We start from the raw sequence: 20,133 nt of genomic DNA, 5'->3' as shown, positions 1-20,133 counted from the left end.
CGAGCGGATAAATGCGTGATATTGACGGGACCGTTCATCGCTGGAGGATCGCAATGAAACTGCCTTTGCTTGCCGCTGCACTTACTGCTCTCGTTCCCTCCGTCGCGATGGCAGGGCCGGCTTCCGATGCCGTGAAATTCTTCTACACGCAGGGCCGTTTTGTCGGAGATACCGACTATCGCGACAGGTTCATCGAGCCCGTCAAGACATTGTTTGACCAGAATGACGCGGCGCTGGACAGCGAAGACGGCGTTCCCTGCATTGATTCCGATCCCGCGCTGGATGCGCAGGATTTCGATGATGAGGAACTTGCCCGCACCCTGAAACTGTCGGAAAGCGTCAGCGGCGATCGCGCCGAAGTGACGGCCACCTTCAGGCTGTTTGCCGATGAAGAAGACGGTTCGCGCGAGATGGTCTGGACCTTGCAGAAGGTCGGCGGAAGCTGGAAAATCTCCGACATTGCATCAAAGACCAACGGCTGGCGGCTAAGCGAACTGGAATGCTTTGCCGCTCCCGCTGAATAGCCATCCAGCGGGAAACGGGACTGGGCGAAACTCAGCCCTTTGATTGCTGAATGGCAATGAAGAGATTGGTGCAGCGGGTTCCGGAACGGCAGTAGGCAAGAACCGGGGAGGGCAGTTCCGCCAGAGCACTGGCCTGTTCCGCGACATTTTCCGCAGTCATCTGGCCGCTGATGACGGGAATGTAGCGGAAAGTCAGTCCTGCCGCTTCAACGGCGTTGCGCACGGCGTCATTGCCCGGCTGGTCGGGCTGCTCGCCATCGGGCCGGTTGCAGATCACGCTTTTGAAGCCGGCGTCACTGATCTGTTTTATATCTTCTGGCGCAATCTGGCCGGTTACCGAATAGTCTTCGCTGATCTGGCGGATTTCCATGGCTACCTCTGTGCAGAATATGCCGCGGGATCTGCGGCGTCCGGACCTTCATGCCAAAGCTGAAGTTCGCGGACAAGATATGGACCACCCTTCGGCCAGCTTTTTACGCAACCGACGGCTTCCGGCATTTCTCAGGCTTGCCCGGATCTGATGTGCTATCTACACAGTTACCGCCCATAATGGGCGGTCAGAATTTCAGGAATGGAGACAGAATGAGCATTCGTCGAATTGGAGTGGGTCCGCGCATGAGCGACATCGTCGTGCACGGCAACACGGTTTATCTCGCCGGTCAGGTAGGCGAAGGCGAGACCGTTGAGGCGCAGACGCGCGATATTCTGGCCACGGTCGACAAGCTGCTCGCCGAGGTGGGCTCGGACAAGACGAAGATCCTCCAGACCATCATCTGGCTGTCGGACATGTCGACATTTAGCGAGATGAACAAGGTCTGGGACGAGTGGGTTCCGCAGGGCCACACGCCTGCCCGCGCCACCGGCGAGGCAAAACTTGCCACGCCCCAGTACAAGGTCGAAATGATCGTTACCGCCGCGATCTGACGTGACACGTCGCTTGCGCGCCACCTGCAGAGAGGGCGCGCAGCGATACCGGATGCATCCGCATCACGCCATTCGGCAGCTTTGTTAAGGTCTGTCGCAAAGCTTTATTGGAGCTGCGTCGCCAGCACCGCCCCATTGCTCGCAAAACACGAAAAAGCCTGATTTCTCTCCTTTCGCTCCGGTCACTGCAACCGGAATTGGGGGGAGGCTGGCTCGTGTGTGCTGCGGTACGATCTTCGGAAAACCGGATTTGCTGCCGGATGCAACCATTTGCATTTAAAACGGTTTACAATTGAACTGCTCATGATCGAGCCACGGTTCTTTTTGGCCTTGCGGATTTTTTATGAATATTCAGACCAGCCCGGATAAACTGACAATCGAGCCAGCATCCATTCCTTCGGCTGCGGAGGAACCGATAAGGTCGCAATTTTATCAGGAAGACAGGCTCAGGCTGCTCGGACGGCAGATGGCCGAGGGCGATACGCACAGTCTTGCGGGGCTCGGCGCTTTCGACTTCCAGAACCGCATTCGCGAAAGTGCGGCCAAAATTCTGGAAGTGTACCGTTCAACCAATGCCGCTCAGGCGAAAGGCGAGACGATCACGCCAGCAGCCCAGTGGCTGCTCGATAACAACTATCTGGTCGAAGAAACGATCTATCAGATCAAGCGCGACCTGCCGCGCCGCTTTTATCAGCAGCTTCCCACGCTGCCGCTAAAAGACGGGACAACCGTGCCGCGCGCGCTGGCGATCGCCTGGGCCTATGTGGCGCATTCCGACAGTTCTGTTTCCGCCCAGACATTCAAGGCAATCGTGGAGGGCTTTCAGGCTGTCGAGCCGATGAAGATCGGCGAGATATGGGCGCTGCCTTCGCTGCTTCGTTTCGTGCTCATCGAAAACCTCAGACGTCTTGCGGTGCGCGTGGAGCGCGCAAGGAAGATGCGTCTGGTGGCGAACGAGGTTGCCGATACGGCTCTCGCCTCTGCCGATGGCAGCGAGCGTGAGCAGACCATTGACCGTTACGGCGTCTATGCCCGCGACACGACCTTCGCCACCCAGCTTCTGTATCGCCTCCGCGACGGATCGCAGAATGCGGGCAGGGCGCTTCTGTGGCTTGAAGGAGAGCTTGAGAAATCCGGCTCCGACGCCGAACAGATCATCATGGCCGAGCATCAGACGCTGTCGGCCGGTAATGTCACTACCGGCAACATCATCAGGGGCCTGCGCCTTATCAATGATGTCGACTGGACGGTGTGGTTCGAGGAAGTCAGCCGCATTGACGAACTGCTTCGCCAGCGTGGCGATTACGCAGCGCTCGATTTTGCCTCACGCGACCAGTACCGGACGGCCATCGAGGAACTGGCCCGTCGCTCGGGCCGGTCGGAATATGACGTTGCCGAGACCGCAGTGGCACTGGCGGAAAAATCGGCCGGCGAAACAGCAGATGTGGGTTTTTATCTGGTTGGGCCGCGCCGCGAGGTGCTGGAGCGGGAGATTGGTTTTCGTCCCTCATTCGGCCTGTCGCTGAAGCGTTCCTTCCGCAAGGCGGGCTGGCCCGGCATAGCGGTTCCCGTCTTCGCCCTCACCGCCTTATTGCTTTACATGAGTGGCAATGCGCTCGCCGCCCTTGGTCTGTCCGGCTGGGCGCTCGCGATCATGCTGATCCTGTTCGCTGTACCAGCGAGCGAAGGCGCTCTCGGGTTCTTCAACACGGTAGTGCTGCTGTTCCTGAAGCCTACGCGGCTGATCGGCTATGACTACAAGGAAGAAATACCTGCCGCATCGCGCACGCTTGTCGTCGTACCTTCACTGATTGGCTCGCGCGATGATGTGGAAGAAAACATCCGCAACATCGAGGTGCATCATCTCGCCAATGTTTCCGATGAACTCTATTTCGCGCTTTTATCCGACTGGCCGGACAGCGACAGGGAGCTGAGCCAGTCCGACACGGAAATCCTTGATTTCGCCAGAGCCGAGATCAACCGCCTCAACCAGCGTTACCCCTCGCAGGGCACGCCCCGCTTCCACCTCCTTCACCGCCGCCGCCTCTACAACCCGTCTCAGGGTGTCTGGATGGGCTGGGAGCGCAAGCGCGGCAAGCTGCACGAGCTTAATCTGCTGCTGCGCGGCGACGGCGACACGACATTTCTGCCGCTGGACGCACCGCTTCCCGAAGGCGTCGTCTATGTGATGACGCTGGACGCGGATACCCGCACGACACGTGATGCGGTTTCCAAGCTCATCGGCAAGCTTGCCCATCCGCTCAACCGCCCGCATTTCGATGCGGCGACCAAGAAGGTGAGCGCCGGCTACACGATTCTGCAGCCGCGCATCACACCGTCGCTCACCACCGGCGAGGAGGCGTCATTCCTGCAACGTGTGTTCTCGTCCGACAGGGGGCTCGACCCTTACGTCTTCGCGGTTTCCGATCTCTATCAGGATGTCTTCGGCGACGGCACTTTTACCGGCAAGGGCCTCTATCACATCGATGCTTTTGAAGCCGCGCTCAAGGACCGCTTCGACGAGAACGCCATCCTCAGCCATGACCTCCTCGAAGGCTCGTTCGCGCGCTCCGCGCTGGTCACGGATGTTGAACTGGTCGAGGATTATCCCACCCGTTATTCCGTCGACGCCTCGCGCCAGCACCGCTGGGCGAGGGGCGACTGGCAACTTCTGCGCTTCATCCTCAATCCGCTTTCGGGCGTGCCGGCGCTGTCGCGCTGGAAGATGGTGGACAATCTCAGGCGCACGCTGACACCCATCTTCTGGGTCATGGCGGCCATTGCCGGCTGGACGCTGCTACCCTTCACGCAAGCCGCCCAGTGGCAGGCGCTGCTGATCCTGACGCTGTTCATGGCGCCTACCTTCAACATCGTGAACGGTCTTTTCCCCAAGAGCCTGGACACCACGCCGCGCGGCCATTTTTCCGCACTGGCGCGGGACATCGCTTTTGGTACGGCCAATGTAGCGCTGCGCGTGGTGCTGATGGCCCATTCCGCATGGATGATGGGCGACGCGATCATCCGCACGCTCTACAGGCTCTTCGTTTCACGAAAGAACCTGCTCGAATGGCGAACTGCCTCGCAGGCCCATAAGAGCGGAGCCAACGATCTCGGCTCGTACTATTCGGCCATGTACGGGGCCGTCATCATCGGCGTCGTCGGCCTTGCCATTCCCGTTTTCAACGATTCGACCGGCGCTTTCGTTGCATTCTTCTTTGCTCTTTTCTGGGTTGGCTCGCCGGCTTTCGCCTGGCTGATCAGCCGCTCGGCCGAAACCGAGGACCGGCTTCGCCTCGCACCGCGCGACATGCACGAACTGCGGATCGCCGCGCGGCGGACCTGGCACTATTTCGAAAATTTCGTCACCGAAGAGCACCATCATCTTCCGCCAGACAATTTTCAGGAAAGCCCCGCACCGGTGGTGGCGCCCCGCACATCGCCGACCAATGTGGGCGTCTATCTGCTTTCGGTGGTTTCAGCCCGGGATTTCGGCTGGATCAGTATGGCGGATGCCGTCTCGCGGATCGAAGTCACGCTTTCAACCATCGAGATCATGCCGCGCGAGAGGGGACACCTCTTCAACTGGTATGACACCAGAACGCTGGCCCCCCTGCACCCGCTCTACATTTCCAGCGTGGACAGCGGCAATCTCGCCGGCCACCTCGTAACCGTGGCCGCGGCCTGCGCCGAGTGGGCGGAAGCGCCTTCGGTTCACTTGCACGGCGATTTCGAAGGCGTGCTCGACGTTGTGGCGATCATCGATGAAAGCCTCGACGAATTGCCCGACGACAGGCGCCAGTTGCGGCCGCTGCGCCAGCGTCTGGCCGACCGGCTGGATGGTATGCGCCGCGCTGTTCTGACCATCAAGGAACAGCCCGAGATGGCGTCCATCCGCACCATCAACCTGTCGGTGCTGTCGGGCGAAATCCGCAAGCTTGCGGTCGCCATGCATACCGAAGTGGGCTCCGCCCGTTCCGAAATCCTGGTCGACTGGGCGGCAAGGCTCGAAGCCACCTGCGAAGCGCATGTCCACGATTCCCATGCCGACGATCGCACGGTCGAGGAATTGCGGACCCGTCTGCTCAAGTTGCGGGAAAGGGCGCGCCGTTACGCGTTCGAAATGGATTTCTCGTTCCTGATGCGTAACGAGCGCAAGCTGCTCTCCATTGGCTATCGCGTCGATGAGCATCAGCTGGACGAGAGCTGCTATGATCTTCTGGCCTCCGAAGCGCGCATGACCTCCCTGTTCGGCATCGCCAAGGGCGATCTGCCGACTGAGCACTGGTTCAAGCTCGGCCGCCCGATTGTCGAGATCGGCTTCCGTGGTGCCCTGATGTCATGGTCAGGCTCGATGTTCGAGTATCTGATGCCGCCGCTGGTGATGAAGGAGCCGCACGGCAGCCTGCTCAACCAGACCAGCAATCTGATCATCAAGCGCCAGATACAGTATGGTCGCTCAAGAAACGTGCCGTGGGGCATTTCGGAAGCGGCATACAATGCGCGCGACCGTGAGCTCACCTACCAGTACACCAATTTCGGCGTGCCAGGCCTTGGCCTGAAGCGGGGCCTCGCGCAGAATCTCGTCATCGCCCCTTATGCGACCATTCTCGCCGCCCAGTTCATGCCGCGCGAAGCGGTTGAGAATTTGAAGCGCCTGAGAAGCATCGGTGCGCTGGGGCGTTATGGCTATCATGACGCCGTGGACTTCACGCCGCAGCGTGTGCCTGAAGGCGCCAACCATGCCGTGGTGCTGAACTACTATGCGCACCATTCCGGCATGACCATTGCCGCCGTGGCGAACGTCGTGTTCGAGGGTCGCCTGCGGGACCGGTTCCACTCCGACCCAGTGATCGAATCGGCCGAGCTTCTGCTTCAGGAAAAGGCACCGCGCGAAATTCCGGCCGATACGGTCCGCACAGAGGCGGAGGAACGGCCGCTGCTCGACGAGCAGGAAGTCCAGAGCCTCGACACCCGCATCGTACCAGACCCCGCCAACGCGCTGCGCGCGACCAGCCTGATGTCAAACGGGCGCTATTCCATGATGGTGACGGCGACTGGCTCCGGCTACAGCCGCTGGGGCGATCTGGCGGTCACGCGATGGCAGCCGGATCCGGTGGAAGACCGCATGGGTTCCTACATCTTCCTGCGCGACGTCGATACGGGAGACTGGTGGTCCGCCACGGCGGAGCCGAAGCAGGCGCCCGGCGAGGTGTCACAGACTTACTTCTCCGACGACAAGGCCACTTTTGCCAAGGTCGTGCAGTCGCTGCGCTCGGAAGTGGAATGCATCGTCATTTCCGAAGGCCACGGCGAGGGCCGCCGCGTCACGCTTCACAATGACGGTTCGAGCGATCGCTACATCGAAGTGACATCGTTTGCGGAACTGGTTCTGGCACCCGAAGTCTCGGACAATGCGCATCCGGCTTTCTCCAAGATGTTCGTGGAAACCGAGATCGCCGACGACAATGGCGCGATCTTCGCGAAGCGGCGCAAGCGCGATCAGCGCGAGGCTGACATCGTCGCCGTGCATTTCGTGACCGACCCGACCGGCCTTGCCCGCGATACGGAAGCCGAAACCGACAGGCGCGCCTTCATCGGGCGCGGGCGCACCATCGCCGATCCTGCCGCGATGGATACAGGGGCACGTCTGGAAGGCAAAGCCGGCTTCACGCTAGACCCCATCGCCGCGCTGCGCCGGAAAGTGCGCGTGCCGGCGAACAAGAAGGTGTCGCTCACCTTCTGGACCTGCGTGGGAGCCAACCGGGAAGAGCTGGACGACGCCATCAACCGCCTCGATCATCCCGAAAGCTTCGCCCGTCAGGCCATGTTGTCGTGGACCCGGTCGCAGGTGCAGACCCGCCATCTCGGCCTCAGCCTCGCCGAAGCCGCTATCGGGCAAAGCCTGGCGCGTTATCTGATCTATCCCGACGCCAATATGCGCTTACCGTCGGAGGCGATTTCGGCAGGTCTCGGCAAGCAGTCCAGCCTGTGGCCGACCAGCATTTCGGGTGATTATCCGATCTTCGCCATCCGCATCGACGATCTTGCCGATCTGGAGATCGTGGCGCAGGGCCTGCGCTATCAGGAATATATGCGCGCACGCGGACTGACCGCCGATCTGGTCATCGTCAACGAGCAGTCCTCATCCTATGTGCAGGATCTGCAGCAGGCCATCGACTATCTGTGCGAAAACAGCCGCCTTCGCGGTTCCGAGCTTGGCCCGCGCCAGCATATTTTCGCGGTGCGCCGCGATCTGATGGACGAGCCGACCTATCGCACGCTGCTGGCCTCGGCGCGCGTGGTTCTGCATACGCGCAACGGTACGATCAGCGACCAGATCGAACGCGCGGAAATAACAGCGCTTCAGGCACGCGAAACCGCCAGCGGTGTCGCCATCGGCGCGGTGGCGACGGCAGCACCGGAGCCGAGCGTCCCGCTCAAGCCGAAGACGGCTGATGGCAAAGGGCTGTCCAACTGGAACGGTTTTGGCGGTTTCGAGGGCGATGGCCGCCGCTATGTGGTGCGGCTGGCGGGGCGTACGGTTACGCCGCAGCCATGGATCAACGTGATCTCGAACGACGCTTTCGGCTTCCACACCTCCGCTGAAGGCGCGGCCTTCAGCTGGAGCCGCAACAGTCGCGATTATCAGCTCACCCCATGGTCGAACGATCCGGTCACCAACCGGCCGGGTGAGGGCATCTACGTTCATGACCTCGACAGCGGCGCTTCATTTTCGCCATTGGCAGCGGTGGTGCGCGATCCGGGCGTGCTTTACGAGACATGCCACGGGCAGGGCTTTACGACCTTCCGCGCCAGACGTGGGGCGTTCGACATGGAGCTTACCCACGTTGTCGACCCTGCAGATCCAGTGCGGATATCGCGCCTGCGCATCCGCAACACGGGGGCCGGCACGGCGCGTCTGCGTGTCTATGCCTATGCCGAGTGGGTTCTCGGCACTCATCGTTCCAGAACCGCCGGCACCATCATTCCCTCGCAGGACGCCGCGACGGGCGCCATGCTCGCAACCAACCCGTACAATCTCGATTTTGGCGGGCGGGTCGCCTTCCTTGCCGGTGATCAAAGGCCGGACTCGGTCACAGCCGATCGCGGCGAATTCATAGGCAGGGGAGGTTCGAGCGAGAAGCCCGTCGCCGTGCTCGCCGGCAGCCCGCTTTCGGGCCGTATCGAGGCAGGCGATGATCCCTGCGCGGCGCTCTCCCGCGATGTCGAACTCGTCGCCGATGGCGAGGTCACGCTCCTGTGGCTGCTTGGCGATGCTGAAAGCCCACAGGAAGCAGCCGCACTTATCGAGCGACACCGCAACGTCGATTTCGATGGCCGCCTTGCACAAACCGAGGCTGGATGGCGTGATTTCCTGGACACCATTCAGGTAGAGACGCCCGACAAGACGCTCGATTTCATGGTCAATCACTGGCTCCCTTATCAGAGCCTTTCCTGCCGCATCCGCGCACGCTCCGCGTTCTATCAGGCAAGTGGCGCTTTCGGCTTCCGCGACCAGTTGCAGGATACGCTGTCGCTGATGGCCCATGATCCCGGTCTTGCCCGGGCGCAGATACTGAATGCGGCCGGACGTCAGTTTGCCGAGGGCGACGTGCAGCATTGGTGGCTTCCGCGCACGGGTGCAGGCGTTCGCACCATGATATCGGACGACGTTGTGTGGCTCGCCCATGCCGCCGCCTACTACATCGAGGTTTCAGGCGATCGGGCCATTCTGCACGAAATGCTGCCCTTCCTTCAGGGGTCGCAGCTTGGGGAGGGCGAGCACGATGCCTTCTTCACTCCGGAGCCTTCCGCCGAAATTGTCCCGCTTTACGAGCATTGTGCCCGCGCGCTGGACCTTGCGGTGAAGCGCAGCAGTCCCTCGGGCTTGCCGCTTATCCTTGGCGGTGACTGGAACGACGGCATGAACAGCGTGGGTGACGAGGGAAGGGGCGAGAGCGTCTGGCTCGGCTGGTTCCTGCTCAGGACGCTTAACGATTTCATTCCGATCGCCAGTGAACAGGGTGATGCAAAGCGTACAAAGGCGTGGCAGGCCCATGCGGATGTGCTCAAGCGCGCGCTCGAAAACAGTGGCTGGGACGGCCAGTGGTATCGCCGCGGAACATTTGACGATGGAACACCGCTGGGCTCCCGCGAGTCGCAGGAGTGCAAGATCGACTCCATTGCCCAGTCCTGGAGCGTGATTTCAGGCGAGGACGATCCGGCCCGCTCCCGTACGGCCATGGACAACGCGGGAGAAATGCTGGTCGACGAGGAGCACGGCATACTCAAGCTGTTCACGCCGCCCTTCGCAAACTGGGACAAGGATCCCGGTTACATCAAGAGCTATCCGCCCGGCGTCCGAGAGAATGGCGGCCAGTACACCCATGCGGCGACGTGGTTCGTCATTGCGCTGGCCGAAATGGGGCGCGTCGAGGAAGCCTATAAATGCTTCTCCATGCTCAATCCCGTCAGCCATTCCACGGACGAGGCCTCTGCCGAACATTACCGGGTCGAACCTTATGTCGTGGCCGCCGATGTCTATGCGGCCGACAAGGCAGGCCGGGGCGGATGGACATGGTATACGGGCTCTGCCGGATGGCTTTACCGCGCGGCTGTCGAAGCCATACTCGGCATAAACAGGCGTGGTGACGCGATCGAGATCACCCCGCGCATTCCCGCGCACTGGGACGGCTATACGGCCAGACTGGCTCTGGGCGGCGGCTCCCAGACCATCCGGGTCGTGCGCAACCGGGCTGCAAAAGCGATTTCGCTGGAGGTAAACGGCAGGAAGCTGGACGGCACCACATTTCCGCTGTCGCAAGGCCAGACAGAAGTTGTCGTAACCTTGCCGGCTAATGGTGCTCAGCCGCGTGTGGGCGTCAGTAAGAAGCCTTAAATAAGGGCGGCCTGCCCGCTGTCCTGCCAGTGACATGTGCTTTCCCGCTAAAATTGCGGCAGTCTCCTTGCGGGATTGCCGCAATTTCGCCTTCAGAAGGACATTTTACGTTTGATCTCAAACCGTTAGTCGATCACGCCAGATTTCGTTTCGTAGCTATGTTTTGTTCGCGAAACGGGAACTCCCGCGTTAAGGGAACATTGTTCTGGTTCACATCGGTTCATATGTTTCCAGAAATGGTGCATCGCACAATGAACGGTTTCGCGGAGTAAACGAGTGTCCCTTCTGCAAGTCTACTGGAGAGCGCTCGGCTATATGGCGGCAGACAGGAAGCGCGTTGCGCTTATTTGTGCCGCCAATGTCACCCTGGCTATCGTCGCTATCCTTGAGCCCATCATGTTCGGTCGCGTCATTGATGCGATTTCCGAGCGCGTGAACGTGGTCCCGCCACTGGTGATCTGGGCCGGCCTTGGCGCCTTCAACATCGTTGCATTCGTTCTCGTGGCGCGCGGCGCCGATCGCATGGCTCACAAGCTGCGCGGCGAAGTGCTTTCGCAGTCGTTCGAGCGCATCATCAATATGCCGCTGGCCTGGCACCACACGCGTGGCACGTCCAATTCGCTGCATACGCTGCTGCGCGCAGTGGAAACGCTGTTTTCGCTGTGGCTGGAATTCATGCGCCAGCATCTGTCCACTGCGGTGGCTCTGATGCTGCTCGTGCCCACCGCTTTGTCGCTCGATGTGCGCATGTCGATGGTCCTGCTGGTGCTTGGCGTGGTGTATTACGGCGTCGGCCGTCTGGTCATGCGCAAGACCCGCGAAGGGCAGGCGAGCGTCGAACGCCACTACCACAAGGTGTTCGCGCATGTGTCCGATTCGGTCAGCAACGTTGCGGTGCTGCAGAGCTACAACCGTATCGGCCACGAAACGGCAGCCCTGAAGCGGTTTGTCGGCGAGCTCCTCGACGCCCAGTATCCGGTTCTGGACTGGTGGGCCCTGGCCAGCGCGCTGCATCGCCTCTCGTCCACGATCTCGATGATGGTTGTGCTGTTGATTGGTTCGTTTCTGGTCATGAACGGCCAGTTGCGGATCGGCGACGTCATCGCCTTCACCGGCTTCGCTACGTTGCTCATTGCCCGTCTCGATCAGGTTTCCACTTTCGTGAACCAGATCTCGGAGGCTCGCGCCAAGCTCGAGGATTTTTATGGCATGGAGGATTCAGCGTTTGAAATCCGCGAGCCGGAAGGCCTGCGTGATATCGGCAGGGTTTCCGGTCATGTCCGTTTCGAGAATGTCGGCTTCGAGTTTCCGAATTCGGGGCAGGGGCTGGACAATGTCACCTTCGAGGTGGGCGCCGGCCAGACAGTCGCGATCGTCGGGCCGACCGGTGCGGGCAAGACCACGCTCATCAATATGCTGCAGCGCGTGTTCACGCCGCAGCGAGGTCGCATCCTGATCGATGGCATCGACACGCGAAGCGTCTCCACGTCGTCGCTCAGAAACTGCATCGCCACGGTTTTTCAGGATGCCGGCATGCTCAACCGCTCGATCGAGGACAACATCCGCATCGGGCAGGCTGACGCCACCTATCAGGAAATCCACGCGGCGGCAGAGGCAGCGGCGGCACAGGATTTCATTCTTTCCAAGGCCGAAGGTTACGACACCATTGTCGGCGAGCGCGGCGGGCAATTGTCGGGCGGCGAACGCCAGCGCATCGCCATTGCCCGGGCTGTGCTGAAAAATGCGCCGATCCTCGTTCTGGACGAAGCCACCAGCGCGCTTGACGTGGAAACGGAAGAGCGTGTGAAGCAGGCGATCGACGAGTTGCGCCGTGACCGCACCACCTTCATCATCGCCCACCGCCTGACCACCGTCAGGGATGCCGATCTTGTGGTGTTCATGGACAAGGGCAGGGTCGTCGAGATGGGCGGCTTTGCGGAATTGTCCCTGCGCAATGGCCGCTTCGCTTCGTTGCTGCGGGCAGGCGGACTGCTCAATGACGAGGAGGTGCGTCGTCTGTCCCGGATATCGCCGGTGAAGGAGGACGCTGCTGCCTGACGAAGCACCGGCCTTTGCGTCGCAGTTGCCCGCGGCGCAGGGCAAGGTTATGTAGCTTGTCATGACAGTTTCACGCACCCGCATTGCCAGCTGGATGGACCTCGCCAATCCGACGCGTTTCGTCAGCTTTGCGAACAGAGCTGTTCCATGGCTGGCGGGTGCAGCATGCCTTGTTCTGGCGATCGGCCTCTACATGAGCTTTGCCGCACCCGAGGATTACCAGCAGGGCACGACGGTGCGCATCATGTACATTCACGTGCCGTTCGCCTGGCTTTCCATGATGTGCTACGCGCTCATGGCTGCCTCCGCGATAGGCACGCTGGTATGGCGCCACCCGCTCGCCGATGTCTCTCTGAAGTCGGCAGCGCCCATCGGTGCGTGCTTCACCGCGCTGGCGCTCATTACCGGGTCCATCTGGGGCAAGCCCATGTGGGGCACATGGTGGGTGTGGGATGCGCGCCTGACCTCCGTATTCGTGCTGTTCCTGATGTATCTCGGCATCATCGCGCTGACGCGCGCGCTGGAAGATTCGGGCAAGGCGGCATGGTCGGCGGCGATCATCACATTGATCGGGTTCGTCAACATTCCGATCATCAAGTTCTCGGTGGACTGGTGGAACACGCTGCATCAGCCGGCTTCCGTGTTCCGTGTCGACGGGCCGACCATTGACGGGAGCCTGCTGAGGCCCCTTCTGATCATGGCGATCGGCTTCACGCTGCTTTTCTTCACACTGCACATGATGGCCATGCGCACCGAGATCAGCCGACGGCGTATCGCTTCCATGCGAAGGCTGGCTGCTCGCGGAGAGCGCTGACCTTCGGGACGCTGGCAAAAAACACTGACGGGGAGGGATCATGAAGCGCTCTGGAGTGAATGAAATCATCCGTGAGGGCGACGCCTTCATCCGCTCCTTCGGTTATGTCCTGCCGCCGTTCGCCTATTGGTCCCCCGAAGAAATGAAGCGGCGCGGGGCGGAATCTGCTGGTGTCTTCGATGCCCGGCTGGGCTGGGACATCACCGATTACGGACAGGGGAAATTCGACGAGCTAGGGCTCTTCCTGTTCACGGTCCGCAATGGCTGCTTCGAGGATATGAGCAAGGGTGCCGGCATGCTCTATGCCGAAAAGATCATGATCTCGCGCAGGGACCAGATCTCACCCATGCACCGCCATGTCATCAAGGCGGAGGACATCATCAACCGCGGCGGCGGCAAGCTCGTGCTGGAGTTGTTCATGCCCGACACCGAGGGTGGGATAGATGCACATGCCGAAGTGTCCGTTCCCGTCGACGGCACCATTCGCAGGCTTCCCCCCGGCGGTCTTCTGAAGCTCGATCCCGGTGAGAGCGTGACCCTGCTGCCGGGCGTATGGCACGCGTTCTGGGGCGAGGGCGGCGACATTCTGATCGGCGAGGTCTCCACCGTCAACGACGACCTCACCGACAACATCTTCCGCGACCCTATCGGCCGGTTTTCCGAGATCGAGGAAGATGTAGAGCCGGTTCACCTTCTGGTTTCGGACTATGAGCGCTGGCTGGCGCGGTAGTACGCACTGCCAGCTCCATTGCCGCGCGCTTTAAGACTTTGCGCCCACCTGCCCATTCTCGACAACAAATGTCCTGTCGGTATGGACGGTGCCGCCGGGCTGGTCGGTGCGGTCGATTGCGCGCATCTGTACGTTCAGGCTTTCCGGCGTTACGTCGAAATGCATGTAGCCGCGCTTCTGGCTCTCATAGTAGCGAACCTGAGGATTGGCGGGCAGGGCATCATGCATCGGCCTGGCCAGAGGTTCCGGCCAGAGCGAGCTGATCGAGGTGCCGACGAATTCCGTCATCAGCGACCTGCCGGGCTCCTCGCCCGCGCGGCGGGTGACTTCCGAAACCAGCGTTGAATGAATGTCACCTGCGATCGAAACCGGATTTGAGACCCTGGAACCTTCAATGCGATCCAGAATGCGTTGCCGGGCGGCCGGATAGCCGTCCCACGACTGCAAATAGCGATACAGCTCGCCTTCGTGATCCATGTCGAAGGTGCTCATCATCACGGTTGACGCGATGGCGTTCCATTTCGCCTGCGAACCCGAAAGGCGCGCATCCAGCCAGTTTTCCTGCGCGACGCCCAGCATGGAACGTTGCGGATCTTCGGCTGCCTCGCACGGCTTCTGGAACACGCCAAAGGCGAAATCCTTGTCGGATCCGGCAGCGCAGACACTTTCGGAATCACGAAACTGGCGGGTATCCGGAATACTGACCCGCAGCAGGTCGCCAATATTGAGACCCCGCAAGACAGGCATGGTCGGAGAGTGCAGGGCAGGCGCATGGCGCACCGGCTGGAACTCGTACCAGGCATGATACGCGGCGGCGCGACGCGCCAGTTCCCCGGCGTCGCTGGAGTCTTCGGTCAGCGCATCGTGGTTGTCGAGCGTGACCATGAACGGCAATCGCTCGTGCGCGCGCCGCAGAGCCGCATCGGTCTTGTAGAGCGCATGACGACGGCGATAGTCGTCGAGCGTTCTGAGCGGCTTGTCGGTCTCGTGCGTACGTACGCCACCACGGCCGACTTCGTAGATGTAATCGCCCAGATGCAGCACCAGCGAAGAATCGTCGTCGGCCATGCCGTCATAGGCGTCGAAGAAGCCGTTTTCCCAGTGCTGGCAGGAGACGACGTTGAACCGAAACCGTGACACCAGCGCATCCGCGGCCGGCAATGTGCGCGTCCGGCCGATGGGGCTCATCTCACCGCCAATGCGAAACGCATACCAATACCAGCGATCGGGGCGCAGACCCTGAACATCGACATGGACCGAATGCCCATATTCCGGCAATGCGCTGCCTGTACCGCTGCGAACGACCGTCGACAGGCGCTCGTCCTCGGCCACAATCCATTCCACATCGATCGGCAGTCCGGAGAGGAGTTCGAGATCATCGGCGGCTCTGGCCAGTTTCGTCCATAGCACCACGCTGTTGGCGGTCGGATCACCGCTGGCCACCGAAAACGGAAAGAAGGACGCCGCAGGCGTTTGAGCGGCGGTGCGGTTCACAAAGACCGCAGGGGCCATGAGAGCCGCTGCCGTACCGGCAATAAACTGGCGTCGTTGAAGGATGGTCATGGGGCTCGCTTTAGGCTGGCAGTTACGCTGCAACGGCACCTAACGCCGCGAGATAACACTCCCATGACAGAGCTATACGGTGTGTCGTCGATGCAAGAATGTCTCTTGATCTGCCGCCAACTCCATATTTCAGAACAACATATAAAATTTTAAAATCAGAAATCGGTTATCATTGGGATTTTCGCGTAATTTTCATTCATTTTTGCATTAAAAATATCATTAGTAATTATATATACATGAACAATATTTGTTTTAATTTAAAATCCGTCTTTATCAAAATCGGCGGAGTACAACGCTCCGAAGGATGAATGAGGATTTCTTTTATAATCCGGTGAGCTGTGATTAGATGTGAGAAGGCAAACTGAATTATCCTGACACTGGGCATGCCAGCCGGGCGCGGCCCGCAACGTGGATTTGACGACATGAACCCGATCGCAATTCTGTGGCCGATGGTGGCGCATTTCGCGCTGGTGGCGATCATGTATGCGTTGCTGGGCATGCGCCGCCGGCAGGCGATGCTGAACGGTTCAGTGGCACGCGGCCAGTGGAAGCTGCGCTCCGGCGGCGAGCCGGAAGTCAGCGCCGCCGTGTCGAACAACATCATGAACCAGTTCGAGCTTCCGGTTCTGTTCCATGCCGTCTGTCTGGCGCTTTATGTGACGGCGGGCGTGTCATGGATTGCCGTGATACTGGCCTGGCTGTTCGTGCTGCTGCGCTACGCGCACGCGTTCGAGCATGTAACCAGCAACCGCGTTTCGCGGCGCGGCATGCTGTTCGGCGGCGGCTTTCTGGTGCTGGTGCTTTTGTGGGCGTGGTTTGCCCTGCATCTGGCCGGAGCAGTCTGAGAGAGTTCAGACCACCGTATCCTGATCCGGCAGTATCCGGCTCAGACTTCCAGCAGCACGATCTTGCGCTTTTCGAACTTGATGGCGATTTCGCCACGCACGAGACGCAGCGCCTTATCGCCGAACACTGCCCGCCGCCAGCCCTGCAGAGCTGGTACCTGCGCTTTCTCACCATGAGCGGCGATCTGGTCGATGTCATCGCTCGACGCCAGCACCTTGGCGGCAACGCCTTGTTGTTCGGCGATGATCTTCAGAAGCACTTTCAGCAATTCGGCCGCGGCATTGGTGCCCTCCGGCTGCTGCTGCTGTTTCGGCAGCTTTGGCAATTCATCCTTCGGCACGGCAAGGGCGGCATTCACCGCTGCCAGCAAAGCCACGGCGGTCGACGAGCGTTCCCAGCCCTTGGGAATGGTCCGCAGGCGACCGAGCGCATCACTGTCGCGCGGGGCCTGCTGGGCGATCTCGTAAATGGCGTCATCCTTGATGATCCGGCCGCGCGGCACGTCGCGTTCGCGCGCTTCGCGCTCGCGCCATGCGGCGACCGATTTCAGGATCGCCAGTTCCTGCGGCTTGCGCACGCGCATCTTCAGGCGCTTCCAGGCATCGTCCGGATGCGGATCATAGGTCTCGCGCGAGGTCAGAACCTGCATCTCTTCCTTCAGCCAGTGTGCGCGGTCCTCGCGCTCAAGCTGGGCCGTCAGATGCTTGTAGACGTCGATCAGGTGTGTGACGTCCGCGAGGGCATATTCCAGCTGCTTTTCCGAAAGCGGGCGATAGCGCCAGTCGGTAAAGCGGGAGGATTTGTCGAGCCTGACATCGGTGATCTTCTGGACGAGCTGATCATAGGAGACGGCATCACCGAACCCGCACACCATCGCAGCCACCTGCGTGTCGAAAATCGGGGAGGGCACCAGATCGCCCTGATGAACGATGATCTCGATATCCTGCCGCGCTGCGTGGAAGACCTTGACCACATTCTCATTGGCCATGAGCCTGAAGAAGGGTTTCAGGTCGAGGCCGGGCGCCAGCGGATCAACAAGCGCGGTAAAGCCCGGAACCGCCATCTGGATCAGGCACAACACCGGCCAAAACGTTGTTTCCCGAATGAACTCCGTGTCAACGGTGACAAAGTCCGATTGCTCGAGTCTTTCAATGGCGCTCTCGAGTTCGCTCTGCGTGGTAATAAGGTTCATCAAATCGCTTTTCAGATCAAACTCGTTTCTCAATTCCAGCCGCAGACCGGCGCGTCAAGCCATCGGATGTGAAACGGGTGGCAAGACGGGCCCCGAAAGGCGGCTTACGGCCCTCTTGCCTTGACAAAAGGGCCTGCCCATGCGCTTTTCGCGCCAATTTTGCGGTCGGGCAAGTGCTTCGGCCCCATTGAACCATTGTTAGGCGGAAAATCAGGCAATGCATCGTTATCGCAGCCACACCTGCGCGCAGTTGAGAAAGGCCGATGTCGGCTCCAATATCCGTATTTCGGGCTGGGTGCATCGCGTTCGCGATCATGGCGGCCTGCTGTTCATCGACCTGCGCGACCATTACGGGCTGACGCAAATCGTGGCGGATCCGGATTCGCCGGCTTTCAAGACGGCTGAAACCGTACGTGGCGAATGGGTCATTCGCGTCGACGGCGAGGTCAAGGCGCGCGCAGCCGATGCCGTGAACCCCAATCTCGAAACCGGTGAGATCGAGGTTTTCGCCACTGAGATAGAAGTGCTTTCCGCAGCGAAGGAACTGCCGCTGCCGGTTTTCGGCGAGCCGGACTATCCGGAAGATATCCGCCTGAAGTATCGCTTCCTCGATCTGCGCCGCGAAACGCTGCACAGAAACATCGTGATGCGCACGAAGATCATCGCCGAGATGCGCAAGCGCATGGGCGAGGTGGGTTTCACCGAATATTCCACCCCCATCCTGACCGCGTCGTCGCCCGAGGGCGCGCGCGACTTCCTGGTTCCGTCGCGCATCCATCCGGGCACTTTCTACGCGCTGCCGCAGGCTCCGCAGCAGTACAAGCAGCTCATCATGGTGTCGGGCTTCGATCGCTATTTCCAGATCGCGCCCTGCTTCCGCGATGAGGATCCGCGCGCCGACCGCCTGCCGGGCGAATTCTATCAGCTCGACCTCGAAATGAGCTTTGTCGAGCAGAACGATGTGCTGGCCACCATGGAGCCGGTGATGCGCGGCGTGTTCGAGGCGTTTGCCGACGGCAAGCCTGTGACGCAGGAGTTCCGCCGCATTCCTTATGACGAAGCCATGCGCAAATACGGGTCCGACAAGCCGGACCTGCGCAACCCCATCGAGATGCAGGACGTGTCCGAGCATTTCAGCGGTTCCGGCTTCAAGGTTTTCGCCAACATCCTCGCCAACGATCCCAAGGCCGAAGTGTGGGCCATTCCGGCGAAGACCGGTGGCTCGCGCGCATTCTGCGACCGCATGAATTCATGGGCGCAGGGCGAGGGGCAGCCGGGTCTGGGCTACATTTTCTGGCGCAAGGAAGGCGACAGGCTCGAAGGCGCCGGACCGATCGCCAAGAACATCGGCGAGGAGCGTACGGAGGCCGTGCGCCAGCAACTGGGGCTTGAAGATGGCGATGCTGCCTTCTTCGTTGCGGGCGATCCAAAGAAGTTCGTTGCTTTCGCCGGTGCCGCGCGCACCCGTGCCGGTGAGGAACTGAACCTCGTCGATCGTGAGCGGTTCGAACTGTGCTGGATTGTCGACTTCCCGTTCTACGAGTGGAACGAAGACGAGAAGAAGGTGGATTTCGCCCACAATCCGTTCTCGATGCCGCAGGGTGGCATCGAGGCGCTGAGCGGTCAGGACCCGCTGAGCCTCAAGGCCTACCAGTACGACATGGTCTGCAACGGCTTCGAGATCGCTTCCGGTGGTATCCGCAACCATCTTCCCGAAACCATGGTCAAGGCCTTCGAGATCGCGGGACTGGACCGGCAGACGGTGGAAGAGCGCTTTGGCGGTCTTTATCGCGCGTTCCAGTATGGCGCGCCGCCGCATGGCGGCATGGCGGCCGGCATCGACCGTGTGGTCATGCTGCTCGTCGGTGCGAAGAACCTGCGCGAGGTCACCATGTTCCCGATGAACCAGCAGGCCTTCGATCTGCTCATGGGGGCGCCAGCGCCGGCTACGCCGCAGCAGCTGCGCGAACTGGAACTGCGCGTTATGCCGCAGAAAAAGGAAGCCTGAGCGATCAGGCTACAGAAAAGCCCCGCCGCTTATGAAGCGTGCGGGGCTTTTCTTTGTGTGATTTCGGGTAAAGGCAGAAGCGCTCTTTTCTACGCAATTACGAGCGCAAAACAGCTGCGCACTTTTGCAGGAATTGCTCTAATGACGAACCTGATATCTGGGTTCGTAATGTCCATCTGGTGTCTTCAGGAACAATTCTCTGATCTGCGGATGACGCACAGGCTCATCTGAAACATCTTCAACCAGATTTTGCTCGGAAACATAGGCGATGTAGTCGGTTTCGGAGTTTTCAGCCAGAAGATGGTAGAAAGGCTGGTCCTTGCTGGGGCGAACGCCAACAGGAATTGCCTCATACCATTCATCGGTATTGGCAAACTCCGGGTCGACATCGAAAATGATCCCGCGAAACGGAAAAAGCCGATGGCGCACAACCTGTCCGATTGAAAACTTTGCTTTTTTGATCGCCAGTCTGTCCATGCTTCTTATTTGGCTCATCACACCGGTTAATTCAATGCTGAACAGGTTACACAGCCATGTGAGCCTGTTTGCGGGTTGGGCCGCAGGGCTGAAGGGAA

12 protein-coding genes are annotated in these 20,133 nt (G+C 60.3%); 8 read left to right on the top strand and 4 right to left on the bottom strand.

Going from position 1 to position 20,133, the window contains the following annotated elements:
- The first annotated feature begins 53 nt into the window (after positions 1–53).
- Positions 54–524, top strand: coding sequence for a DUF3828 domain-containing protein (locus AC5XE7_RS02240; protein WP_495364327.1), 471 nt, complete (start codon positions 54–56; stop codon positions 522–524).
- A gap of 31 nt (positions 525–555) precedes the next feature.
- Here the strand turns inward: AC5XE7_RS02240 and AC5XE7_RS02235 are convergent, their stop codons facing one another.
- Complete coding sequence (locus AC5XE7_RS02235) at positions 556–894, bottom strand: protein tyrosine phosphatase family protein (protein WP_495364328.1); 339 nt, start codon at positions 892–894, stop codon at positions 556–558.
- A 212-nt stretch (positions 895–1,106) separates the two neighbouring features.
- Here AC5XE7_RS02235 and AC5XE7_RS02230 point away from each other — a divergent pair, with 212 nt between their 5' ends.
- From AC5XE7_RS02230 to AC5XE7_RS02210, 5 genes are all read left to right on the top strand, one after another.
- On the top strand, positions 1,107–1,448 hold the full coding sequence (locus AC5XE7_RS02230; RefSeq protein ID WP_495364329.1) for a RidA family protein: 342 nt from the start codon (positions 1,107–1,109) through the stop codon (positions 1,446–1,448).
- A 343-nt stretch (positions 1,449–1,791) separates the two neighbouring features.
- Complete coding sequence (locus AC5XE7_RS02225; RefSeq protein ID WP_495364330.1) at positions 1,792–10,347, top strand: glycoside hydrolase family 94 protein; 8,556 nt, start codon at positions 1,792–1,794, stop codon at positions 10,345–10,347.
- 276 nt (positions 10,348–10,623) lie between these two features.
- A complete protein-coding gene (locus AC5XE7_RS02220) occupies positions 10,624–12,405 on the top strand; it encodes a glucan ABC transporter ATP-binding protein/ permease (protein ID WP_495364331.1) in 1,782 nt (593 codons plus the stop codon).
- 61 nt (positions 12,406–12,466) lie between these two features.
- A complete protein-coding gene (locus AC5XE7_RS02215) occupies positions 12,467–13,219 on the top strand; it encodes a heme ABC transporter permease (RefSeq protein WP_183830068.1) in 753 nt (250 codons plus the stop codon).
- A gap of 40 nt (positions 13,220–13,259) precedes the next feature.
- Positions 13,260–13,949: a D-lyxose/D-mannose family sugar isomerase gene (locus AC5XE7_RS02210; RefSeq protein ID WP_495364333.1), complete on the top strand. Its 690-nt coding sequence runs from the start codon at positions 13,260–13,262 to the stop codon at positions 13,947–13,949.
- A gap of 30 nt (positions 13,950–13,979) precedes the next feature.
- On the opposite strand, the gene AC5XE7_RS02205 is transcribed toward AC5XE7_RS02210, so the two are convergent.
- Entirely contained in the window at positions 13,980–15,512 is a 1,533-nt protein-coding gene (locus tag AC5XE7_RS02205; protein WP_495364334.1) for an alkaline phosphatase D family protein, read from the bottom strand.
- A 422-nt stretch (positions 15,513–15,934) separates the two neighbouring features.
- On the opposite strand from AC5XE7_RS02205, the gene AC5XE7_RS02200 reads away from it, so the two are divergent.
- Positions 15,935–16,357, top strand: coding sequence for an MAPEG family protein (locus AC5XE7_RS02200; RefSeq protein WP_183830059.1), 423 nt, complete (start codon positions 15,935–15,937; stop codon positions 16,355–16,357).
- Between the two features lie 41 nt (positions 16,358–16,398).
- Here the strand turns inward: AC5XE7_RS02200 and rnd are convergent, their stop codons facing one another.
- On the bottom strand, positions 16,399–17,550 hold the full coding sequence (gene rnd, locus AC5XE7_RS02195) for a ribonuclease D (RefSeq protein WP_495364335.1): 1,152 nt from the start codon (positions 17,548–17,550) through the stop codon (positions 16,399–16,401).
- A gap of 217 nt (positions 17,551–17,767) precedes the next feature.
- On the opposite strand from rnd, the gene aspS reads away from it, so the two are divergent.
- Complete coding sequence (gene aspS / locus AC5XE7_RS02190; protein ID WP_495364336.1) at positions 17,768–19,558, top strand: aspartate--tRNA ligase; 1,791 nt, start codon at positions 17,768–17,770, stop codon at positions 19,556–19,558.
- 138 nt (positions 19,559–19,696) lie between these two features.
- On the opposite strand, the gene hspQ is transcribed toward aspS, so the two are convergent.
- The gene (hspQ, locus tag AC5XE7_RS02185) at positions 19,697–20,020 is read right to left on the bottom strand and encodes a heat shock protein HspQ (protein ID WP_183831550.1); all 324 of its coding nucleotides are present in this window, start codon (positions 20,018–20,020) and stop codon (positions 19,697–19,699) included.
- Between the last annotated feature and the right edge of the window lie 113 nt (positions 20,021–20,133).

The sequence above is a fragment of the Aquamicrobium sp. YD-1-mutant5 genome, assembly GCF_059509755.1.
The sequence above is the reverse complement of the archived record's forward strand: the minus strand, read 5'-3'. Positions and strand labels throughout refer to the sequence as shown.